We start from the raw sequence: 22,466 nt of genomic DNA, 5'->3' as shown, positions 1-22,466 counted from the left end.
CCGCCGTGCGGTCCTACCGGCACTTCCTGGAATGGACCGCGCAGCAGGATCATTCGGCCTCGGTGGCCGCGTGGACCGACGCGCTGCGCGGCGTCACCGAGCCGACGCTGCTGGCCCGCCCGGATGCCGGGCGCGAGATCACCTCGCTGTCCGGCGAGTACTTCTTCGAGCTCGACCAGGCGGCCACCGCGCGGCTCACCGCGCTGGCCGGCTCGCTCGGCGTCACGCCGAACACCGTGCTGCAGACCGCGTGGGGCATCCTCATCGGCCGGATGACCGGCCGGGACGACGTGCTGTTCGGCACCACGGTGTCCGGACGCCCCGCGGACCTGTCCGGCGTGGAGTCGATGGTCGGCCTGTTCATCAACACCGTGCCGGTGCGGGTGCGCTTCGACCCGGCGGAGTCCGCGCAGCAGCTGCTGGCCCGGACCCAGGGCGAGCAGGCGGATCTGCTCGATCACCACTACGTCGGCCTCGCGGACATCCAGTCCGCCGCGGGCATCGGTGGCCTGTTCGACACGCTGGTGGTGTTCGAGTCCTACCCGGTGGATGCCGCGGGACTCCAGGAACAGGCCTCGGACATCGACGGTATGGCGGTGGTCGGTCTCGACGCGGCCGATGCCACCCATTACCCGTTGACCCTTATCGCACAGCTGGATTCGCGACTGCGGATCCGCGCGGGTTACCTGCGTGACCTGTTCGACGAGCAGACCGTGCGGCGCATCGCCGACCGTCTGATCCGCGTACTGACCGCGATCACCACCGAACCGACTGTGCCGGTGGGCGATATCGAGTTGCTCGACACCGCGGAGCGCGAGCTCGTGGTGTCCGGCTGGAACGACACCGCGCACGAGGTGGATGCGGCCGCGACGCTCGTCTCCACGTTCTACGAGCAGGCCGCACGCACGCCCGACGCGACCGCGCTGAGCTTCGAGGGGACACATCTGTCCTACGACGAGTTCGCCGGGAAGGTCAACCAACTGGCCCGCTGGCTCATCGCCCGCGGTGTCGGCGCGGAATCGTATGTGGCGCTTGGCATGCGGCGCTCGATCGATCTCGTCGTCGGCATGTACGCGGTCGCGGTGGCCGGTGGCGCCTACGTGCCGCTGGACCCGGATCACCCGGCCGAGCGCACGGAATACATTCTGGCCACCGCCGATCCGGTGTGTGTGCTGACCTCCGGTACCGATCTCGATATCGATACCGCGCAGGTGCGCATCGACCTGCTCGATCTGAGCGGGCTCTCCGAAGCGGCGATCACCGATGCGGATCGCCGGGCGCCGCTGCGGCCGGCCAACACCGCGTACGTGATCTTCACGTCCGGCTCCACCGGTCGCCCCAAGGGCGTCGGTGTTTCGCACGCGGCGATCGTGAACCGCCTGGTGTGGATGCAGTCCGCCTACCGGCTGGACACCACCGACGCGGTGTTGCAGAAGACGCCAGCGACCTTCGACGTGTCGGTGTGGGAGTTCTTCTGGCCCTTGCAGATCGGTGCGCGCCTGGTCGTCGCGAAGCCGGACGGGCACCGCGATCCGGCCTACCTGGCCGAGGTGATCAGCACCGAGCGGATCACCGTCACCCACTTCGTCCCGTCGATGCTGGCAGTGTTCGTCGCCGATGCCGCTGCGGCGCAGTGTGATTCGCTGCGGCTGGTGTTCGCCTCCGGTGAGGCGCTGCCGCCCAAGCCCGCGCATCGGCTGCGTGAGCTGACCGGTGCGGCGCTGCACAACCTGTACGGCCCGACCGAGGCCGCGGTCGACGTCACCTTCCACGAGGTCGTCGACACCGATACCGACACCGTCCCGATCGGTGCACCGGTCTACAACACCCAGGTGTACGTGCTGGATGCGCGGCTGCGCCCGGTGCCGGTCGGCGTCGCGGGTGAGCTGTATCTCGCGGGCACCCAGCTGGCCCGCGGGTACGTCGCGCGGCCGGATCTGACCAGCGACCGCTTCGTGGCCAACCCCTACGGTGCCGCGGGCGAGCGGATGTACCGCACCGGTGACCTGGTCGCCTGGACTTCATCCGGTGAGCTGGAGTACTTGGGCCGCACCGACTTCCAGGTGAAGCTGCGCGGTCTGCGGATCGAGCTCGGCGAGATCGAGACCGCGCTCACCGCGCTGGACGAGGTCGCCCAGTCGGTCGTGGTGGTCCGCGGTGACCAGCACACCGGCGACCAGCTCGTCGCCTATGTCATTCCCGCGCCGAACGTGCGGGTGGACACCGAGCTGCTGCGCGAGGACCTGGCGGAGCGGTTGCCCGCCTACATGGTGCCGTCGGTGGTGCTCGTGCTCGACGAGTTCCCGCTCAACGCCTCCGGCAAGCTGGACCGCAAGGCGCTGCCCGCGCCGGTGTTCGAGGCCGCGGTGTTCCGCGCGCCGACGACGCCGGTGGAGGAGATCGTCGCGGCCACCTTCGCCGAGGTGCTCGGCGTGGAACGGGTCGGCCTGGACGACGACTTCTTCGCGCTCGGCGGTAACTCGCTGTCCGCCACCCAGGTCGCGGCGCGGCTGTCCGCCGCGCTGGACACCGATCTCGGCGTCCGCGAGCTGTTCGAGGCGTCCACCGTGGTCGCGCTCGCGGCCCGCGCGGAGACGCACGCAGGCGCCGGTGCCAGGGCGGCCCTGGTGCCGCAGCAGCGGCCCGCGCTGGTGCCGCTGTCGCTGGCCCAGCAGCGCATGTGGTTCTTGAACCGCTTCGATCCGGACTCGGCCGTGGACAACATCCCGGCCGCGGTGCGGCTGTCCGGTCTGCTCGACCGGCAGGCGCTGCAGATCGCCGTCGCCGACGTGCTGGCCCGCCACGAGTCGCTGCGCACCTTCTACCCGGAGGTGGACGGCACCGCGCATCAGCAGACCGTGCCCACCGGCAAGGTGATCCCCGACCTCGCGCCCTTCGAGGTCACCGAGGCCGAACTGCCGCAACGGCTTTCCGAGCTGGTGCTCACCGCCTTCGACGTCACCACCGAGGTGCCGTTCCGGGCCAGGCTGTTCGAGGTGAGCCCCACCGAGCACGTGCTGGCCCTGGTGGTGCACCACATCTCGGCCGACGGCTTCTCCATGGGCCCGCTGACCCGAGACGTGATGACCGCCTACGGTGCCCGCGTCGAAGGCGGCGAACCCGCCTGGCGGCCACTGGAAGTCCAGTACGCCGACTTCGCGCTGTGGCAGCGCGCCGTGCTCGGCGACGAGGACGATCCGGAATCGGTGATCGCCCAGCAGATCGCGTACTGGTCGAACTCGCTGGCCGGGCTGCCCGATCAGCTCGACCTGCCCACCGACCGGCCGCGCCCCGCGGTCGCCTCCGGCCGCGGCGCGACGCACACCTTCGAGATCGACGCCGAAACCCACGGCAGGCTCACCGAACTCGCTCGCACCAGGGGCGCGACGCTGTTCATGGTCGCGCACACCGCGCTGGCCGTGCTGCTCGCCCGGCTGTCCGGCGAGCGCGACATCGCCATCGGCACCCCGGTCGCGGGCCGTGGCGAGCGAGCGCTCGACGACCTGATCGGCATGTTCGTCAACACCCTGGTGCTGCGGACGCCGATCGACAGCGCCGCGACGTTCACCGATCTGCTGCGCACCGTGCGGGCCACCGATATCGCCGCGTTCGGGCACGCGGACCTGCCGTTCGAGCGGCTGGTCGAGATCCTGAACCCGGCGCGCTCGCAGGCGCGGCACCCGCTGTTCCAGGTGCTGCTCTCGTTCCAGAACCTCGGCCAGAACAGCCTGGAACTGCCGGGCCTGACGGTCAGCGGTGTCGAGCTGCCGATCGATACGGCGAAGTTCGACCTGCAGTTGACGCTGTCGGAGAAGAACGCCACCCAACCGGCGAATGGTACGGGTGCCGCTGCGGCGGGTATCAGTGCCGAATTCATCTACGCCACCGATCTTTTCGACGCGGAAACGATGGCGGAGCTCGGACAGCGGTTCCACCGCCTGCTGAAAGCTCTTGCCGCCGAACCGGATCGGCCGATCGGCGATATCTCCTTGCTGGACGAGCTGGAGACCGAGCAGGCGCTGCGCGGCTGGAACGCCACCGAGCACGACCTCGGCGCACCGACCACCCTGGTCGCCGAGTTCGCCGCGCAGGCGCAGGCAACCCCGGACTCGGTCGCAGTAGTAGACCCGGCAACCGGGACTTCGCTCACCTACGCCGAATTCGGCGCCCGCGTGCACCGGTTGGCGCGCAAGCTGATCGAAGCCGGGGTCGGCCCGGAGACCCTGGTCGCCCTCGGTCTGCGGCGCTCGGTGGACCTGGTCGTCGCCGCGTACGCGGTGCAGGAGGCCGGTGGCGGCTACGTGCCGCTGGACCTCGACCAGCCGGCCGAACGGGTGAACTATGTGCTCGACTCGGCCGACCCGGTGTGCGTGCTGACCACCTCGCGCGACGCGTTCGACGCCGAGGGCCGCACCACCCTGTCGATCGATGAGCTCGACCTGTCCGGTTACTCGGACGAGCCGGTCACCGACGCCGAACGTCTCGTGCCGCTGCGGCCGGAACACCCGGCGTATGTGATCTTCACGTCCGGCTCGACCGGCCGCCCGAAGGGCGTCGCGGTGCCGCATGCCGCCGTGGTGAACCAGATCCGCTGGATCACCGGCGAGTACGGCATCGGCGCCGACGACGTCGTGCTGTTCAAGACGCCCGCCACCTTCGACGTGTCGGTGTGGGAGCTGTTCGGCCCGATGACCACCGGCGGCCGCATCGTGGTGGCCAGCGCGGACGGTCACCGCGATCCGCAGTACCTCGCGGACGTGATCGCCGCCGAGCGCGTCACCATGACCTCGTTCGTGCCGTCGATGCTGACGGTCTTCGCCGGAAACGTCGACGCGACCGGCGCCGGTGCGGCGCTCGCCTCGCTGCGGACGCTGTTCGTCGCCGGTGAGGCCTTCACCGCCGAAGCGGTCGACGCCATCCGCCGCGTCAGCTCGGCCGAGCTGGCCCACCCGTCGCCCGACCACCACCCCTCATCGAAGCGCTCCGCGCTGCAGTTGTTCAATTTGTATGGGCCAACGGAGTTCACCGTGCACGCCACGCACGGCCCGGTCGCCGACGAGGTGACCGGCGCGGTGCCCATCGGCCTGCCGGTGTGGAACGCCCAGGCGTACGTGCTGGATTCGCGCCTGCAGCCGGTGCCGTCGGGCGTCGCGGGCGAGCTGTACCTCGCCGGTGCGCAGCTGGCGCGCGGCTACTTCGGCCGCACCGACCTGACCGCGGATCGCTTCGTGGCCAACCCGTTCGGCGCCGCGGGCGCCCGGATGTACCGCACCGGTGACCTCGTGACCCGCGACGACACCGGCGCCATCGAGTACATCGGCCGCACCGACTTCCAGGTGAAGCTGCGCGGCCTGCGGATCGAGCTCGGTGAGATCGAAACCGCGCTCGCCGCACACGATTCGGTGGCCCAGTCCGTCGCCATGGTGCGCTCGGACGCGCACACCGGCGATCAGCTGGTCGGCTATGTCGTGCCGGTCGGCGGCACCACCGTCGACGTGGACGACCTCAGGACACACCTGTCCACCCGACTGCCGTCGTACATGGTGCCCGCCGCGATCGTGGTGCTCGACGCCATGCCGCTCAACCCGAACGGCAAGCTGGACCGGCGCGCACTGCCCGCACCGGCCTTCGAGGCTCGGGAATTCCGTGCCCCGTCGACTCCGATCGAAGAGATCGTGGCCAACACCTTCGCCGAGGTGCTCGGTCTCACCAGCACCGACGGCGAACGCGCCGTCGGCCTCGACGACGACTTCTTCGATCTGGGCGGCAATTCACTCATCGCCACCCAGGTGGTCGCCCGCCTGGGCGCCGCACTGGACACCCGTGTCCCGGTGCGGATGCTGTTCGAGGCGCCGACCGTCGCCGCGCTGGCCGCGCGGATGGAGGCCCACCAGGGCACCGGTCGCCGCCGCGAACTCGTGGCAGGCCGGCGTCCGGCCCGCATCCCGTTGTCGCTCGCGCAGCAGCGGATGTGGTTCCTCAACCGGTTCGACAACCAGACCGCGGTCAACAACATCCCGCTCGCGGTCCGGCTGACCGGCTCGCTGGACACCGACGCGCTGCGCCAAGCCGTCGCCGACGTGGTCGACCGGCACGAGGTGCTGCGCACCGTCTACCCGGAAACGGCCGACGGTCAAGGTGTTCAGGTCGTGCTGCCCGCCGGGCAGGAGACCATCGAGCTGACCCCGATCGAGGTGTCGGAGACCGAAATCCAGGAGCGGGTCAGCGAATTGGTGCTGACCGGCTTCGACGTCACCACCGAGGTGCCGGTGCGGGCCCAGCTGTTCCGCGTCGCGGGCTCGATGGACGGCTCCCAGCCCGACACCCACGTGCTGGTCTTCGTGGTGCACCACATCTCCGGTGACGGCTGGTCGGTGCGCCCGCTGGCCCGCGACGTGATGATCGCCTACGCGGCCCGCTCGCGCGGCGAGGCGCCCGCCTGGTCGCCGCTGCCGGTGCAGTACGCCGACTTCGCGCTGTGGCAGCGCGAAACCCTCGGCTCCGAGGATGATCCGGCCTCGCTGATCGCCCAGCAGGTTGCCTACTGGTCCGACAGTCTGGCCGGGCTGCCCGACCAGCTGGACCTGCCCGCGGACCGCTCGCGGCCCGCCGTCGCGTCCAATCGCGGTGGCGTGTACGAGTTCTCGCTCGACGCGCAGCTGGTGCGGGAGCTGAACGCGCTCGCCAGGGCGCACGGCGCCAGTCTGTTCATGGTGGTGCACGCCGCGTTCGCCGCGCTGCTCGCCCGGTTGTCCGGCAGCGACGACATCGCCATCGGCACCGCGGTGGCCGGTCGTGGTGAGGCCGTGCTCGACGACGCCATCGGCATGTTCGTCAACACGCTCGTGCTGCGCAGCGCGGTCGACCCGGCGGACTCGTTCGCGGAGCTGGTCGCGCGCACCAAGGACCGCGACCTCGCCGCCTTCGGGCACGCGGACCTGCCCTTCGAGCGGCTGGTCGAGATCCTCAACCCGGCCCGTTCGCAGGCGCGGCATCCGCTGTTCCAGGTGATGCTGTCGTTCCAGAACACCGGGGAGGCCTCGTTCGAGCTGCCCGGCCTGGAGGTCGCCGGGGTGCCGCTGGACGTGGTGACCGCCAAGTTCGATCTGCACCTGAGCCTGTCCGACCGGTTCGACGCCGAGGGCGCCGCCGACGGCATGACCGCCGAATTCGCCTATGCGACGGACATGTTCGACGCCGACACCATCGCGGGCGTCGCGGACCGGCTCGTCCGGCTGCTGACCGCCGTCGTCGCGGACCCGTCCGTGGCGATCGGCGATGTCGAGCTGCTGGACTCGGCCGAACACGCCCAGGTGGTCGCGCGCTGGAACGACACCGCGCATGCGGTGGACGACACGGCGACGCTGGTGTCGATGTTCGAGGCGCAGGTCGCCAGGACCCCCGATGCCCCGGCGCTGACCTTCGAGGGGACAACTCTGGCCCACCCGTCGCCCGACCACCACCCCTCATCGAGTGACTACGTCACGCTGACATATGCCGAGTTCGCGGCGCGGGTGAATCGTCTTGCCCGGCACCTGATCTCGCTGGGTGTCGGCCCGGATTCGATGGTCGCGCTCGGTATGCGCCGGTCCATCGAGCTGGTCGTCGGCATGTACGCGGTGAGTGTCGCCGGCGGCGCGTATGTGCCGCTGGACCCGGATCATCCGGCCGAGCGCACCCACTACGTGCTCGATACCGCCCAGCCGGTGTGTGTCCTGACCACCGCGCGGGACGAGTTCGACGCCGGGCAGACCCCGGCCGTGCTCATCGACGGCCTGGAGTTGTCGGACTACGCCGACGCACCGGTGACCGACGCGGATCGCCGTGCGCCGCTGCGCCCGTCGAACACCGCCTACGTCATCTTCACCTCCGGTTCCACCGGTCGGCCGAAGGGTGTGGCGGTCAGCCACGGGTCGATCGTCAACCGCCTGGTGTGGATGCAGGCCGAGTACCGCCTGGAAACCACCGATGTGGTGTTGCAGAAGACCCCCGCCACCTTCGACGTGTCGGTGTGGGAGTTCTTCTGGCCCTTGCAGGTCGGCGCCCGCCTGGTCGTCGCGAAGCCGGACGGCCATCGCGATCCCGCGTACCTGATCCAGGTGATCACCGCCGAAGAGGTCACCACCGCGCACTTCGTGCCGTCGATGCTCTCGGTGTTCGTCGCCGAGCAGCGGGCGGACGAATGCACCAGCCTGGTCAACGTTTTCGCCTCCGGTGAGGCGCTGCCCGCCGCCACCGCGCAGCGGATGCAGGAACTCACCGGTGCGCGCCTGCACAACCTGTACGGCCCGACCGAGGCCGCCGTCGACGTCACCTTCCACGAGGTGGACGAGGCCGACGCGGTGTCCGTGCCGATCGGCGCCCCGGTGTTCAACACCCAGGTGTACGTGCTGGATTCGCGGCTGCACCCGGTGCCGGTCGGCGTCGCGGGTGAGCTGTACCTCGCCGGTGTGCAACTGGCCCGCGGCTATGTCGCGCGTCCGGAGCTCACCGCGGATCGCTTCGTGGCCAACCCGTTCGGCGCGGACGGCGAGCGGATGTACCGCACCGGTGACCTCGTTACCTGGACGCCGCGCGGTGAGCTGGAGTACTTGGGCCGCACCGACTTCCAGGTGAAGCTGCGCGGTCTGCGGATCGAGCTCGGCGAGATCGAATCCGCGCTCACCGCACTGGATTCCATCGCGCAGGCCGTGGTGGTCGTGCGCTCGGACGATCGCCTCGGCGATCAGCTGGTCGGCTACGTCGTGCCGACGGCAGGCCATGTGGTCGACATCGACGGTGTGCGCACCGAACTCGGCGGCGAGCTGCCCGCGTACATGGTGCCGTCGGCCTTCGTGGTGCTGGACGAGTTCCCGCTCAACGCCTCCGGCAAGCTGGACCGCAAGGCGCTGCCCGCGCCGGTGTTCGAGGCCAAGGTGTTCCGGGCGCCGTCCACGCCGATCGAGGAGATCGTCGCGGGCACCTTCGGCGACGTGCTCGGCGTCGCCAGGGTCGGCCTGGACGACGACTTCTTCGAGCTCGGCGGCAACTCGCTGCTGGCCACCCAGGTGACCGCGCGGCTCGGCGCCGCGCTGGACACCCAGCTGGCGGTCCGCGACCTGTTCGAGGCCTCTACGGTGTTCGCGCTGGCCACCCGGGTCGAGCGCAACGCGGGCTCCGGCAGGCACCGGCCCAAGCTGGAGACGGGGGAGCGCCCGGATCGGATCCCGCTGTCGCCCGCGCAGCAGCGCTACTGGTTCCTCAACCAGTTCGACACGGCCACTTCGGCGGTCGACAACATCCCGCTCGCGGTGCGGTTGTCGGGCACCCTCGATGTCGCCGCGCTGGAGCAGGCGATCGGCGACGTGTTCGCCCGCCACGAGGTGCTGCGCACCACCTACCCGCGCTCCGCGGAGGGGCCGCACCAGGTGATCCGCCCGGCGGCCGAGTCGGCTGCCGCGCTCACCCCGGTCGACGTCACCGAGGACGAGCTGCTCAACGCGGTGATCGCGTTCGCGATGACCACCTTCGACGTCACCGTCGAGGTGCCGCTGGCGGTGGCGCTGTTCCGGATCGCGCCGGACGAGCACGTGCTCGCGTTCACCGTGCACCACGTGGCGGCGGACGGCTCGTCGATGGGACCGCTGGCGCGCGACGTGATGGCCGCGTACGTGGCCCGTGCGCAAGGCGAAGTGCCGCAGTGGCTTCCGCTGCCGGTGCAGTACGCCGACTACGCGCTCTGGCAGCGCGCGGTGCTCGGTTCGGAGGACGATCCGGAATCCCTGGCCGCTCAGCAGGTCGGCTACTGGCAGACCGCGCTGGCCGGGCTGCCCGATCAGCTGGAGCTGCCCGCCGACCGGCCGCGCCCGCCCGCGCAGTCGTTCCACGGCAAGGCGATTCGCTTCGAGATCTCCCCGGAGCGGCACGCCCGCCTGCACGAGCTGGCGCGCGCCAACAACGCGTCGCTGTTCATGGTGGTGCACGCCGCGCTGGCCGTGCTGCTCTCGCGCCTGTCCGGCACCGACGACATCGCGGTCGGCACCCCGATCGCGGGCCGCGGTGAACGCGAACTCGACGATCTGATCGGCATGTTCGTCAACACCCTGGTGTTCCGCACCCGGGTGCAGCCGGGCGACCGGTTCGCCGATCTGCTCGCCGACGTGAAGGAGCGCGATCTCGAGGCGTTCGCCAACGCGGACGTGCCGTTCGAGCGGCTCGTCGAGGTGCTCAACCCGGTGCGCTCCACCGCGCGCAATCCGCTGTTCCAGGTGGGTCTTTCGTTCCAGAACCTGGCCGAGACCACCTTCGAACTGCCCGGGCTCTCGGTGAGCGCGGTCAACTTCGACTCGCAGCTGGCCAAGACCGACCTGCACGTCACGCTCTACGACCGGTACGCCGAGGACGGCACGCCCGCCGAGATCATCACCGAATTCGGTTACGCCATCGACCTGTTCGACGAGGACACGGTCCAGGGCTTCGCGGACCGCTTCGTGCGGGTGCTCGACGCGGTGGTCGCCGACGCCACCCTGCCGGTCGGCGAGATCGACCTGCTCGCGGCCGACGAGCACACGCGCATCTTGGGCACCTGGAACGACACCGCGCACGAGGTCGATCCGACCGCGACGCTGGTGTCGCTGCTGGACGCCTCGGTCGCCGCGGCACCGGATTCGATCGCGCTCGTCGCCGATGACCCCACCGGCCAGCAGGAAGTTACCTACGCCGAGCTGGATCGCCGGGTGAACCGCCTGGCCCGCTACCTGATCCAGCGCGGCATCGGCCCGGAGGACCGGGTGGCGCTGGCCATCCGCCGGTCCACCGACCTGGTCGTCGCCATGTACGCGGTCGCGAAATCCGGTGCGGCGTATGTGCCCATCGATCCGGACCAGCCCGCCGAGCGGACCGACTACATCCTCGCCACCGCGGCACCGGTCTGCGTGCTGACCACCGGTCGCGACGGATTCCGCACCGCCACCACCGAAGTCGTCCAGCTCGACGCGCTCGACCTGAGCACGTTCGCGGCCGGTCCGGTGACCGGCGACGAGCGCCGCGCCGCGCTGACGCCGGCGCATACCGCGTACGTGATCTTCACGTCCGGCTCGACCGGCCAGCCCAAGGGCGTCGCGGTTCCGCACGCGGCGATCGTCAACCAGTTGCAGTGGGAGATCGCGACCTTCGGCCTCGGCACGGACGACGCGATCCTGCTGAAGACCGCGGCGACGTTCGACCTGTCGGTGTGGGAATTCTGGACCGCCGCCGCGTCGGGCGGCCGCCTGGTCATCTCGGCGGCCGACGGCCACCGCGACCCGGCCTACCTCAACGAGCTGATGCGCGGCACCGGCGTCACCACCCTGCATGTGGTGCCGTCGATGCTCGACTCGCTGCTCACCGAGGCCGCGGGCCGCCTGACGCCGTCGCTGCGCCGGGTGCTCGCCATCGGTGAGGCGCTGCCGGCGGCGACCGCACAGCGGTTCCGTCGCGACAACGCCGCCGAGCTCGCCCACCCGTCGCCCGACCGCCACCCCTCGACGAGACGCTCCGCGTCGCTGTACAACCTGTACGGCCCCACCGAGGCCGCCGTGTCGATCACCAGCCACCTGGTCACCGACGCCGATCAGGTCTCGGTGCCGATCGGCGCCCCGGAATGGAACAGCCGCGTCTACGTGCTCGACACCAGGCTGCGTCCGGTCCCGGTCGGCGTCTCCGGCGAGCTGTATCTGGCCGGTGCGCAATTGGCGCGCGGATACTTCGGCAAGCCCGAGCTGACCGCCGACCGGTTCGTCGCAGACCCGTTCGGCGCACCCGGCGAGCGGATGTACCGCACCGGCGACCTGGTGGCCTGGAACGCCTCCGGTGAGCTGGACTACCGCGGCCGCACCGACTTCCAGGTGAAGATCCGTGGCTTCCGCATCGAGCTCGGTGAGATCGAGGCCGCGCTGCTGCGTCAGTCGGCGATCACCGCGGCCGCCGTGCTCGCGCACACCGATCCGAACATCGGTGACCGGCTCGTCGCCTACGTCGTGCCGCGGGCGGGTCAGCTCGACAAGCGCGGGCTGCAATCCGCGCTCGCCGCGGAGCTGCCGTCCTACATGGTGCCGTCGGTGCTCGTCGAGCTGCCCGCGCTGCCGTTGAACGCCAACGGCAAGCTGGACCGGAAGGCGTTGCCCGCGCCCACCTTCGAGAAGGCGGTGTTCCGCGCGCCGGTGACGCCGATCGAGCAGATCGTGGCGAACACCTTCGCCGACGTGCTGCGCATCTCGGATCGGGAAGGTGCGGAGTCCAAGCGGCTCGGCCTGGACGACGACTTCTTCGCCTGGGGCGGTAACTCGCTGCTGGCCACCCAGGTCGCCGCCCGCCTCGGCGAGGCGCTGAACACGCGGGTGCCGGTCCGGTTGATGTTCGAGGCCTCGACCGTCGCCGCGCTGGCGGTCCGGGTCGAGCAGCATGCCGACGCCGGTGGCCGCAAGGCGCTGACGGCGGGCCCACGCCCGGAACACATTCCGCTGTCGCTCGCGCAGCAGCGCATGTGGTTCCTGAACCGGTTCGACACCCAGTCGGCGGCGTACAACGTGCCGATCGCGGTGCGGCTCACCGGCGCCCTCGATGTCGCCGCGCTGCGGGCCGCGATCGCGGACCTGGTGAGCAGGCACGAGATCCTGCGCACCATCTACCCGCAGACCGACAGCGGTCCGGTGCAGGTGATCCTGCCGCCCGCGCAGGCCGTGCCGCGCTTGGAAGTGCGCGTGGTCGCGCCCGCGCAGATCGAATCCGCCGTGGTGGCACTGACTTCGACGATGTTCGACGTCACCACCGAGGTGCCGATGAAGGTCGCGCTGTTCCAGATCGCCGGGGAACAGACCGATTCCGCTCCCGCCCCGGACGTGGAGTACGTCCTGGCCATGGTCGTGCACCACATCTCCGGTGACGGTTCGTCGGTCGGCCCGCTGACCCGCGACCTGATGATCGCCTACGCCGCGCGCTCGGCGGGCGAGGCTCCGAACTGGGCGCCGCTCGAGGTGCAGTACGCCGACTACAGCATCTGGCAGCGAGAGCTGCTCGGCAGCGAGGACGACCAGGAGTCGCTGGCGGCCAAGCAGGTCGCCTACTGGCGCCAGGCGCTGGCGGACCTGCCGGATCAGCTGGATCTGCCGTCGGATCGCCCGCGCCCCGCGGTGCAGTCCTTCGCCGGTGGCAAGGTCGAGCTGCACGTCGACGCCGCGACGCATCAGGCGTTGATCGAGCTGGCCAGGGCCGAGGGCGCGACGCTGTTCATGGTCGTGCACACCGCGCTCGCGGTGCTGCTGGCCCGGCTGTCCGGCACCGACGACATCGCGATCGGCACGCCGATGGCGGGCCGTGGCGAGGCCGTCCTGGACGACCTGATCGGCATGTTCGTCAATACGCTGGTGTTCCGCACCAAGGTCGATGCCGGGGAGCCGTTCACCGAACTGCTTGCCAGGCAACGCGAGATCGACATCCAGGCCTTCGCCAATGCCGACGTGCCGTTCGAGCGCCTCGTCGAGGTGCTCAACCCGGTCCGCTCCACCGCGCGGCATCCGCTGTTCCAGGTGGGTCTGTCGTTCCAGAACCTGGCGCAGGCCGGGCTGGAACTGCCAGGCCTCACGGTGTCCGGGCTCGACATCGACACCGCGCTGTCCCAGTTCGATCTGCACCTGATCGCGACCGACCGCTACGGCGACTCGGGCGATCCCGAGGGCATCACCGGCTTCTTCACCTACGCGACCGACATGTTCGATCGGGATACGGTGCAGGGCTTCGTGGATCGGTTCGCGCGTCTGCTCGGAGAGATCGTCGCCGCGCCGCGCACCGCGGTGGGCGACATCGAACTGCTCGACGCCGCGGAGCGCACCCAGCTGGTGAGCGGCCGCAATGCGACCGACTACGCGGTGGACTCGGCGGCGACGCTGGTGTCGCTGCTCGATGCCTCGGTGGCCGCCGGTCCGAAGGAAGTCGCGCTGGTCACCGCCGACGGTGCGTCGATCACCTATGCCGATCTCGATGCTCGGGTGAATCGTCTTGCGCGCCATCTGATCTCGATCGGTGTCGGTCCGGAGTCGCGGGTCGCGCTGGCCTTCCGGCGTTCGGTGGATCTGATCGTGGCGATGTACGCCGTCGCGAAGTCCGGTGGTGCGTATGTGCCGGTGGATCCCGCGCAGGCTGCGGAACGCACGAGCTACATCCTGGAAACGGCGGCACCGGTGTGTGTGCTGACCAACGCCGAGGCCGAGTTCGCTACCGATGTCGCACCTTTGGTGCGGATCGATGAGCTGGACCTGGCCGAGGTGGACAAGGCGCCGATCAGCGATGCCGATCGGATTGCGCCGTTGCGTCCGGCGAATACGGCGTATGTGATCTTTACGTCGGGTTCGACGGGTCGGCCGAAGGGTGTGGCGGTTTCGCATGCGGCTATTGCGAATCAGTTGCAGTGGAAGGTCACTGAGTTCGGGTTGGATGCGGCGGATGCGATTCTGCTGAAGACGGCTGCGACGTTCGATCTTTCGGTGTGGGAGTTCTGGTCGGCGGCGGTGTGCGGTGGCCGTCTGGTCATCGCGGCGCCTGATGGTCATCAGGATCCGGCGTACCTGAACGAGTTGATGGCTCGTGAATGGGTCACCACGCTCCATGTCGTGCCGTCCATGCTCGACGCGCTCACCGCGGGTGACTTCCCGAACTCGCTGTGGCGGGTGCTGGCGATCGGTGAGGCGCTGCCGGGCGCGCTGGCGCAGCGGTTCGTGCGGGAGCACTCCCGCACCGAGCTGTTCAACCTGTACGGCCCGACCGAGGCCGCGGTGTCCATCACCAGCCATCGGGTGACCAGGGCGGACGAGACCTCGGTGTCCATCGGCCTGCCCGAGTGGAACAGCCAGGTCTACGTGCTGGATTCGCGGCTGCGGCCGGTGCCGGACGGTGTCGCGGGTGAGCTGTACCTCGCTGGTGCGCAGCTCGCGCGTGGTTACTTCGGCCGGGCGGATCTGACGTCGGATCGGTTCGTGGCCAATCCGTTCCAGACCGGTGAGCGGATGTACCGCACCGGTGACTTGGTGGCGTGGAACGCCTCCGGTGAGCTGGAGTACCGGGGCCGCACCGACTTCCAGGTGAAGATTCGTGGTTTCCGGATCGAGTTGGGTGAGATCGAGGCCGCGCTGCTGGCGTTGCCGGAGATCGCGCAGACCGCGGTGGTCGCCAAGTCGGATCCCAAGACCGGTGATCGTCTGGTTGCCTACTTGGTGCCGTCCGACGGTGCTGTCGATGTGGCGCAGGTGAAGTCGGCGCTCATCGATGGTTTGCCGTCGTACATGGTGCCGTCGGCGTTCGTGGTGTTGGATGCGTTGCCGCTCAATGTGAACGGCAAGTTGGATCGGAAGGCGTTGCCGGAGCCGGAGTTCGAGGCTCAGGTGTTCCGTGCTCCGTCGACGCCGATCGAGGAGATCGTGGCGTCGGTGTATGCCGAGGTGCTCGGTGTCGAGCGGGTCGGTGCCGATGACGACTTCTTCGGCCTCGGTGGTAACTCGCTGCTGGCCACGCAGGTCGCCGCCCGCATCGGTGCCGCGCTCGACGCTCGGGTACCGGTGCGCGCGCTGTTCGAGGCGTCCACCGTGTCCGGTCTGGCCGTGAAGGTCGAGCAGCACGCCGGTGCCGGTGGCCGCCGCGCCCTCGTGGCGGGCCAGCGTCCGGAGCAGATTCCGCTGTCGCTGGCGCAGCAGCGGATGTGGTTCTTGAACCAGTTCGACACCGCCTCAGCGGTCAACAACATCCCGGTCGCGGTGCGGCTCACCGGCGAGCTCGACGTCGCCGCGCTGCAAGCGGCCGTCGGCGATGTCATCGCCAGGCACGAGACGCTGCGTACGGTGTACCCGGAGCGGGGTCGCGCGGCCAACCAGGTGATCCTGCCCGCCGAACAGTCGGTGCCGGATCTGACGCCGGAAAACGTTGCCGTCGAAGACATTCAGCAGCGGATCATCGACGTCATCACGGCCGGGTTCGACGTCACCGCGGAAATTCCGTTGCGGGCCAAGCTGTTCCGGATCCACGACGGTGAATACGTGCTGGTGTTCGTCGTGCACCACATCAGCGCCGACGGCTGGTCGATGGGCCCGCTGACCCGCGATGTGATGCTGGCCTACGCGGCCCGCTCGGCCGGCGTGCCGCCGGGCTGGGCGCCGCTGCCGGTGCAGTACGCCGACTTCAGCCTCTGGCAGCGCGATGTGCTCGGCTCGGAGACCGATCCGGAGAGCCTGATCTCGCAGCAGGCCGAGTACTGGCGCAGCACGCTGGCCGGGCTGCCCGACGAGCTCAACCTGCCCGCCGACCGGACCAGGCCGACGACCCAGTCGTTCGCCGGTGGGCGCGTGGTGTTCCCGATCGACGGCGAGCTGCACCGACGGCTCACCGAGGTCGCCCGCGAGCAGAACGCGACGATGTTCATGCTGGTGCACGCCGCGCTCGCGCTGTTCCTGGCGCGGATGTCGGGCACCGACGACATCGCCATCGGCACGCCGGTGGCCGGTCGTGGCGAGGCCGAGCTCGACGACGTGATCGGCATGTTCGTCAACACGCTGGTGCTGCGTTCCCACGTGGAGGGCGACCTCACCTTCGGGCAGTTGCTCGCCAGGACGAAGGACGCGGACCTGCAGGCGTTCGCGCATGCCGACCTGCCGTTCGAGCGGCTGGTCGAGCTGCTCAACCCGGAGCGCTCGACCGCACGGCACCCGCTGTTCCAGGTGGCGCTGTCGTTCGAGAACCTGCCGGAGACCAGCTTCGAACTACCCGGATTGCATGTGGGCGCGGTCGATTTCGACGTCGACACGGCGAAGTTCGATCTGTCGCTGACGATCCGGGAGGCCCCGGCCGCCGACAGCGCGGGCATGTACGCCGAGTTCTCCTTCGCCCGTGACCTGTTCGACGACGCGACCGTCGAGGTCTTCGCGCAGCGCTTCACCAGGCTGCTCGACGCGATCGCCGGCGACCGCGAGACACCGGTCGGCGATCTGCCGCTGCTCGACGAGGCCGAGTACGACCTGTTGACGCACGTGCACGGTGAAGACGTGATGGCCACCGGGCTGCTGCCGGATCTGCTGCAGCGCGGCGCGCAGCTGAACCCGGACCAGATCGCGGTCCGCTACCTGGGTCGTTCGATCACCTACCGCGAGCTCGACGAGTACTCGTCGCGGCTGGCGCGGGTGCTGATCGACCGCGGTGTCGGTCCGGAACGCATTGTGGCGCTGTCGTTCCCGCGTTCCTACGAGATGGTCGCGGCGTTCTGGGCGGTGGCGAAGGCGGGCGGCGCGCACGTGCCGGTCGACCCGACCTACCCCGAAGACCGCATGCGGCACATGATCAACGACTCCGGCGCGGTCATCGGTATCACCGCGAGCGAGTACGTGGATCGGCTGCCGCGCGACGTCGAATGGCTGCGGCTCGACGATGCCGCGCTGGACGAGCAGATCGAGGCGAAGTCGCCGGAGTCGGTGACCGACGCGGACCGGATCTCCTCGCTGGCGATGCGGCACCCCGTGTACGTCATCTACACGTCGGGTTCGACGGGTATGCCCAAGGGCGTCACGGTGACCCATGCGGGCATGGGTGGCCTGGTCGGTGTCGCCACCGATCTGTACCAGCTCGAGGCGCACCACCGCTTCCTGCACATCTGCTCGCCGAGTTTCGACCCGTCGGTGCTCGAGTGGCTGTGTGCCGCCTACACCGGCGCCACGCTGGTGATCGTGCCGTCGACCATCATCGGTGGCCCGGATCTGGCGGAGCTGCTGCGCACCGAGCGGGTGACGCACACGATCATCACCCCCGCCGTGCTCGGCACGGTGGACCCGGCGGACCTGGACGCGCTCGAGGTCGTCTCCGTCGGTGGCGACGTCACCACGCCGGAGCTGCTGGCCAAGTGGTACCCGGGCCGGAAGTACTTCAATGCCTACGGCCCGACCGAGACGACGATCATCTCGTCCTACGCCAGCCTCACCCCGGGACGGCACGTCACCATCGGCCTTCCGGTGCGCGGCATGTCCGCGCTGGTGCTCGACGCGCGCCTCAACCCGGTGCCGCCGGGTGTCGCCGGCGAGCTCTACCTCGCCGGTGGCGCGGTGGCGCGTGGCTACCACAACCGCCCCGACCTGACCGCGGAGCGATTCGTCGCCAACCCGTGGAGCAACGAGGGCGCGCGGATGTACCGCACCGGTGACGTGGTGCGCTGGTTCGCCGAGCCGGGCGAGCGCGCGGGTAATGCCGCGGTGCCCGAGGTGCGCTGGGAGCTGGACTACGTCGGCCGCTCGGACTTCCAGGTGAAGATCCGCGGCTTCCGCATCGAGCTCGGCGAGATCGACACCGTGCTGGCCGCCCACGAGGACGTCGAGTTCTCGATCACGCTGGGCAAGCAGACCGCGGCGGGCGCCACGATTCTGGTGTCCTACGTGCTCGCGGTGCCCGGCCACGAGATCGACACGGCCAGGCTCAACGAGCACGCCGCGCGGAGTCTGCCGCCGCACATGGTGCCCTCGGCGATCATGGTGCTCGACGAGATCCCGCTGACCCCGGTCGGCAAGCTCGATCGAAAGGCGCTGCCCGAGCCGGTGCTTGCGCCGCGCGAGTTCCGCGCACCGGCCAGCGAGGTCGAGGCGGTCATCGCCGAGGTGTTCGCCGAGGTGCTCGGGGTCGAGCAGATCGGCCTGGACGACTCGTTCTTCGCGCTCGGCGGCGACAGCATCCTGTCCATCCAGCTGGTCTCGCGGGCCAAGGCCCGCGGCGTAATGTTCTCCCCGCGCGAGGTGTTCGAGCGGCGCAGTGTGGCCTCGCTCGCCGAAATCGCCACCCTCGGTGCGGGTTCGGAACAGGTGAAGCTGGACGAGCTGCCCGGCGGCGGTGTCGGCGAGATCCCGCTGACGCCGATCATGACGCAGATCCTGGCGAGTGGCTCGTCCTACGAGCGCTTCTCGCAGACGATGGCGCTGCGACTGCCGGACGGCATCGACCGGACGACGCTCGTCGGGACCATCGCCGCGGTGTTCGACCACCACGACGTGCTGCGGACCCGCTTGCGCCGCACCGACGATCAGTGGGCGTTCGAGGCGCTGGCGCCCGGCGCGGTCGACGTGGCTGCGATGGTGCATCGGGTCGATCTCGCCGCCGACGTCGACGACGCGGAGCTGAAGCGGGTCGGCAGCGCGGCGTTCGATGCCGCGCTCGGCCGGTTGGATCCGGCGAATGCGGTGATGGCGCAGTTCATCTGGTTCGCCTTCGAGGGCGAGCGGCGCGACGTGCTGCTCATCGTCGCGCACCACTTCGTGGTCGACGGCGTGTCCTGGCGCATCCTGATTCCGGACTTCGCGGTCGCGTGGTCGCAGCTGGCCGCCGGTCAGCAGGTCGCGCTGCCCGCCAACGGCACCTCGATGCGGCGCTGGGCGCACAGCCTGGTTGAGGCCGCGTCCTCGCCCGCACGGGTCGCGGAACTGCCGTTCTGGCAACAGGTTTCGACGACGCCGGATCCGCTGATCGGTGCGCGGCCGTTCGACCCCGCGGTCGATACGTTCGCCACGGTCGAGCGGGTCGAGGTCACGCTGCCCGCCGAGGTCACCGACGCGGTGCTCACCGCGATCCCCGGCCTCTACCGCGGCGGCGTGAACGACGGGCTGCTGTCCGCGCTGGCCATGGCGGTCGCGCGCTGGCGCGGTACCGGTTCGGCGGCGCTGGTCAAGCTCGAAGGCCACGGTCGTGAAGAGGAAGTTGTACCGGGCGCGGATCTTTCGCGCACGGTCGGCTGGTTCACCACGGCCTACCCGGTCCGGCTCGACCTCGGCGATGCCGACTTGTCCGACGCCTTCGCCGGTGGCGCCGCGCTCGGCGAGATCGTGAAGTCGATCAAGGAGCAACTGCTCGGGGTGCCGGACAAGGGCCTCGGCTACGGCCTGCTGCGCTACCTGAACCAGGCGACCGGTCAGCGGCTCGGTGCCGCGGGCCAGATCAGCTTCAACTATCTGGGCCGGATGTCGGCCGGGGAGATCCCGGAGCAGCTCGCCGAGATCGGCTGGGTGCCGGTGTCGGACCTCGGTCAGCTCGACGGCGACATGGATCTCGACATGCCCGCCAACGCGACGATCGACATCAACGCGATCGTCACCGACGGCGCGGACGGACCGGAACTCGGCGCCGCGTTCGCCTTCCCGACCGGGTTGCTGACCAGGGAACAGGTGCAGGAGTTCGCCGACCACTGGGTCGCCGCGCTCACCGCACTGGCCACGCACGCGCGCAGGCCGGACGCGGGTGGCTTCACCCCGTCCGACATGTCGCTGGTGCGGGTCGGCCAGACCGATATCGAACTGTGGGAACGGAACTACCCGGCGCTGGCCGAGGTGTGGCCGCTCTCGCCGTTGCAGTCCGGTCTGCTGTTCCACGCGATGATGACCCAGGCGACGGTCGACGTGTACACCATGCAGGCCGTGGTCGACCTTGGCGGCACACTGGACGTCGACCGGTTGCACGCGGCGGCGCAGGGCATCATCGACCGCTACCCGAACCTGCGCACCGCGTTCGTGACCGACTCCGACGGGCAGGCCGTGCAGGTCGTGCTGGATCGGATCGAAGCGCCGTGGCGCGAGGTGGATCTCACCGACCTGCCCGCCGAGCAGCGGACCGCGGAACTGCGCAGGCAGGTCGCGGCCGATCAGGCGACGCACTTCGACATGGCGGTGCCGCCGCTGCTGCGGTTCACCTTGTTCCGCAGTGCGGAGAGTCAGTGGCACTTGGCGATCACCACGCACCACATCCTGTTGGATGGCTGGTCGATGCCACTGCTGATGCGGGATCTGCTGGTGCTCTACGCGGTTCGCGGTGATACGTCCGCGTTGCCGCGGGTGGCCTCGTACCGCAACTTCCTCGGCTGGCTGGCCGGGCGCGACCGCGAGGCCTCGCTGCGGGCGTGGGCGACCGCGCTCGACGGCGTGGCCGAGCCGACGCTGCTGGCGCCGCAACCGCGTTCGGCCGAGCAGTACGAGATCGGCAAGCAGATCACCGAACTCGACGCGGACCGGACGCGCCGGCTCACCAAGCACGCCGCCGAATTGGGCGTCACGGTGAACACGCTGGTGCAGGCGGCCTGGGGCATCCTGCTCGGACGGCTCACCGGCCGTGGCGATGTGGTGTTCGGCGCCACCGTCTCCGGTCGGCCCGCCGAACTGCCCGGTGTGGAGTCGATGGTCGGCCTGTTCATCAACACGCTGCCGGTGCGGCTGCGCATCGATGACCGCCAGACCATCGGCAAGCTGCTGGAGCGGTTGCAGCACGATCAAGCGGACCTGCTCGAGCACCACTACGTGGGGCTCACCGATATCCAGCGGGTGGCGGGCACCGGATCGCTGTTCGACACGCTGCTGGTGTTCGAGTCGTATCCGATGGACAAGGAGGCCATTTCGGCCGCCAGCTCCATCGACGGCATGTCGGTGACCGGTGTCGGCGTCAACGACGCCACCCACTACCCGCTGACGCTGCTGGTGACCGCCGAGTCGACGATCGAACTGACGCTGAAGTACCTGGGCAGCCGGTTCACCGCCGACGAGGTGGAGATCATGTCCGCGCGGTTGATCCGCGTGCTCGAGGCGCTGCTCGGTGATCCGGACGGGCTGGTCGGCGACATCGACATCCTCGATGCCGGTGAGCGGGCTCGCCTGCTCGCCGAATCCGGCATCACGGCAACGGCTGCCACGCCGGAACCGGCGGGCCGGGTCGGCGCGCACACGGTCGCCAAGGTGCTCGCCGAGGTGGTCGAGGAGGATCCGGAGGCGCCCGCGCTGCTCGCCGACGGCGACGAAATCGCTTACCACGTACTGGATCGCCGCTCCTCGCAGTTGGCGCGGGTGCTCATCGATCGCGGTGCGGGGCCGGGCGACATCGTCGCGGTGGCGCTGCCGCGTTCGCTGGACGCGGTGATCGCGGCCTGGGCGGTGCAGAAGGCCGGTGCGGCACTGCTGTTCGCCGGCGACCTGTCCGCCGACGAGATGGCCGGCGCCGGCGCCACCTTCGGCATCACGCCGAACCCGGTGCCGGACAGCCCGATCCAATGGCTGGTCCCGTCCGAGCCGCGGACGCAGGCCGACCTGGTCGCGGCGCCGTCGCACCCGGTCTCCTACGCGGACCGGGTCCGCCCGCTCGGCGAAGACCACCCGGCCTTCGTCGTGCCGACCGGGGACGGCGTGCTCGCGGTCACCCAGACCGAGGCGCTGGCCCAGGCCGAACACGTCCGCGAGGAGTACGGCGTCGACTACGAGTCGACCACGTACACCACGGCCCCCTCCGGCCGCGCGGCCATGCTCGAGTTCCTGGCCTCGGCCACCGCGGGCGCCCTCTCGGTCCTGCCGACCGGCGACATCCCCGCCGACCTCGCCGACGGCGAGGTCAGCCACTGGTTCGTCACCCCGGGTGACGCAACCGACGCGGCGGACGCCGAGATCAAGATCGTGATCGCGGAGTAG

1 protein-coding gene (cut by a window edge) is annotated in these 22,466 nt (G+C 69.9%); it reads left to right on the top strand.

What is annotated here, in order from left to right:
- Positions 1-22,466: the 3' portion of a non-ribosomal peptide synthase/polyketide synthase gene (locus DMB37_RS16635; protein ID WP_135233501.1), read on the top strand. 21,358 nt of this gene lie to the left of the window's left edge; only the last 22,466 of its 43,824 coding nucleotides appear in the window; its start codon lies beyond the left edge, outside the window; the stop codon is at positions 22,464-22,466.

This window comes from Nocardia sp. CS682, from assembly GCF_004634405.1.
In the GTDB taxonomy this organism is placed as follows: domain Bacteria; phylum Actinomycetota; class Actinomycetes; order Mycobacteriales; family Mycobacteriaceae; genus Nocardia; species Nocardia ninae.
This window is presented reverse-complemented; position numbering and strand designations above follow the sequence as displayed.